The organism is Mesorhizobium sp. M5C.F.Ca.IN.020.29.1.1, assembly GCF_003997375.1.
GTDB lineage: Bacteria > Pseudomonadota > Alphaproteobacteria > Rhizobiales > Rhizobiaceae > Mesorhizobium > Mesorhizobium wenxiniae.
Genome location: NZ_RZSW01000752.1, coordinates 1 through 2,296, shown reverse-complemented (window position 1 = coordinate 2,296; position 2,296 = coordinate 1). Strand labels below are relative to the sequence as shown.

Genomic DNA, 2,296 nt, shown 5'->3' with positions numbered 1-2,296 from the left:
GGCTCGCCGGCATACATCGCGACACGGGCGACGCCGCCTTTCAGCTTCTCAAGCGCATCGGGCTCGGCGGCGCGGGTGATGAAGTTTGCGTTGACGCCGTCGGCCGGCCAGGACTGCCAGCTGATGTTGTTCTCGAGCGGGCTGCCCATCGGAACGTCGCCTGACAGGACAAGCACGTCCTGCAGCGCGATTGCCGGCGCCGTGGGGCCGGAATCGACGATTTGAGGCGGCGGAGCCGCCACCATGTTTTTTGCAACATATCCTGCGCCCCCCGCCGCGGCCACCGCCACGCCTAGAATGATCAGTCGGGATGCTGGCATCTGTCCGAACCTCGCCTTGGCAAACCACCTAGCCAAGCCGGACCTTGCAGCGGCAATCGTCAAAACAAGGTTAATTTAATACTTACGATCGTGATTAATTTAAGGTTTACATAAATTTGAGGCATCGCTCCGGACCGCAAAAAAGGCTGCCAAGCTGCCTGCTTCAACGCCAAATCGAAGAATGATAGGCATGGTCTGACGAGAAAATGTTGGCGGCGAGAATCAGACCGCCAGCCTTGCAAGTGCCCACGTCATCAAGGGCGAATTCGGAAAGGTGAGCAGGCCGCCAATGCCAAGCGCGATACCATAGGGAACGCCTGATGTCTCGTCGGCGAAATGGCGTAAAAACGGATTATGGCTTGTAACGGCCGCAAGCGGCGATTTCCGATAGACAAGGATTGCGAGCGTCAGCAGGCCACCGATGAATGTCGAGACAACGAGATATTGGATGAGATGGACATTGAGCCCCATCCACACGGCAGTGGCGGCCAGCAGCTTGGCGTCGCCGCCTCCCATGCCGCCGAGCGCGAACAGACCGAAGGTCACGGCGAGAACCAGGCCACCGGCGGCGAAATGCCAGCCATAGGTTGCCCAGTCCATTCCCGTCAGCGGCGCGACCAGGGCGAAGACTGCCACAAGCAGCACCGGCACGCGATTGGCGATCGTCATCGACAGCATGTCGGAGATCGCCGCGAAAAGCATGCAGAACGGAAAGACGACGAAGATCAGGGCTTCAAGCATCTGCGCGGGGCCTATGGTCAACTATGCCTAGCCCAGCTTAGACATGTTCGATTAACGATTGATGAGGCTGCGAGCTGAAATCTGCGGTACGACGAAACAGGGCCGCCAGTGAGGCGGCCCTGTTCTGGAAAACGACAAGACGTCGTGATCTGTTACGAATTGTTGATCGAAGTGGCGATCCCGTTGAACTTCGCGTTCAGCGCGTTGCCCAGCGAGCCGGCGCCGACCATGATGGCGAGCGCGATGAGAGCGGCGATAAGACCGTATTCGATAGCGGTCGCGCCGGATTCGTCCTTCACAAAACGTGCAATGAGATTAGACATTCGAGAGCTCCTACTCCACGTGTTACAGCAGTTCCGTCAACTTCTCTTGGCGGCTGATCGGATACTGCCAATCTACGGAGAAGCTCTTTCGATCGGCTTAATAAACAGCCTTACCGATTCCTTTCCGGCTTCGATGACATTGCGTGGTTAACCGTAAACTAAGTGACGTTATGGTCCGGCAGGCACGTCACGGGCCGCGAAAGGCGCAATTTAGCGATTTGGGAAAAGGGCGGCCCGCTGCAGGCGATCACGATTCCGATCCCGACATCACCACGGCACTTCTCTAATTAACCGTTGGTTCACCAATCTCGTTCATGTTCCGTTGAGCAGTTTGCCGCCGTGGAGCGCTTCAATGACCGGGCCGAGATCGTCCTTTCCGATTGCCGCGCTCCTTGCCGCCACGGCCTTTGTCGTGCCGGTCAAGGCTGGCGCCGGCATCGAGGTCACGATGAATCAGGCGAAGATCGTCAAACTGTCGCGCGCCGCCGATACGATCGTCGTCGGCAACCCGGCGATCGCCGACGCCTCCGTGCAGGATGCTTCGACGATCGTGCTGACGGGCAAAGGCTTCGGCGTCACCAACCTCGTCGTCCTCGATCAAGAGGGCCGTCCGATCGTCGACGAGCAGATCACCGTCGTGCGGCAGGACGCGTCGTCGGTGCGCATCTATCGGCGTGCCGAAATACAGACCATGTCCTGCACGCCGTATTGCGAAAGCTCGTATAAAAGCGATGCGGAGAAGGCCTCGGAAGCCGAGATGAGCGCCGGCCGGTAACGAGCGGATTGTTCTCACCCCGCTGAAATGCCGCTTCGGTTGTCGGCCTGTTAAAGCCTCTCCCTCAAATTTAACGATCATACAAACCGCACTTCAATGGGTTTCCGCTAATATTCCCTCCGACACCCCTTCAGGAT

4 protein-coding genes are annotated in these 2,296 nt (G+C 58.2%); 1 reads left to right on the top strand and 3 read right to left on the bottom strand.

Translation table 11 applies throughout. The features are described 5' to 3' along the window. The 3 genes from EOA85_RS33095 to EOA85_RS33085 form a co-directional block, all read right to left on the bottom strand. Nucleotides 1-320: SAF domain-containing protein (locus EOA85_RS33095; RefSeq protein ID WP_348627954.1), on the bottom strand; the 320-nt coding region annotated here is incomplete at its 3' end. A gap of 222 nt (nucleotides 321-542) precedes the next feature. After that, on the bottom strand, nucleotides 543-1,061 hold the full coding sequence (locus EOA85_RS33090; RefSeq protein WP_127212515.1) for a prepilin peptidase: 519 nt from the start codon (nucleotides 1,059-1,061) through the stop codon (nucleotides 543-545). A 152-nt stretch (nucleotides 1,062-1,213) separates the two neighbouring features. Continuing rightward, entirely contained in the window at nucleotides 1,214-1,384 is a 171-nt protein-coding gene (locus tag EOA85_RS33085) for a Flp family type IVb pilin (RefSeq protein ID WP_127212514.1), read from the bottom strand. A gap of 352 nt (nucleotides 1,385-1,736) precedes the next feature. Between EOA85_RS33085 and EOA85_RS33080 the strand changes: the two genes are divergently transcribed. Next, entirely contained in the window at nucleotides 1,737-2,159 is a 423-nt protein-coding gene (locus EOA85_RS33080; protein WP_095517025.1) for a pilus assembly protein N-terminal domain-containing protein, read from the top strand. Nucleotides 2,160-2,296 lie beyond the last annotated feature (137 nt).

Excerpts from the sequence above, each read along its gene's own strand:
- EOA85_RS33080 (WP_095517025.1), top strand. The coding sequence starts at position 1,737 with ATGACCGGGCCGAGATCGTCCTTTCCGATTGCCGCGCTCCTTGCCGCC.
- EOA85_RS33090 (WP_127212515.1), bottom strand. The coding sequence starts at position 1,061 with ATGCTTGAAGCCCTGATCTTCGTCGTCTTTCCGTTCTGCATGCTTTTC.
- EOA85_RS33085 (WP_127212514.1), bottom strand. The coding sequence starts at position 1,384 with ATGTCTAATCTCATTGCACGTTTTGTGAAGGACGAATCCGGCGCGACC.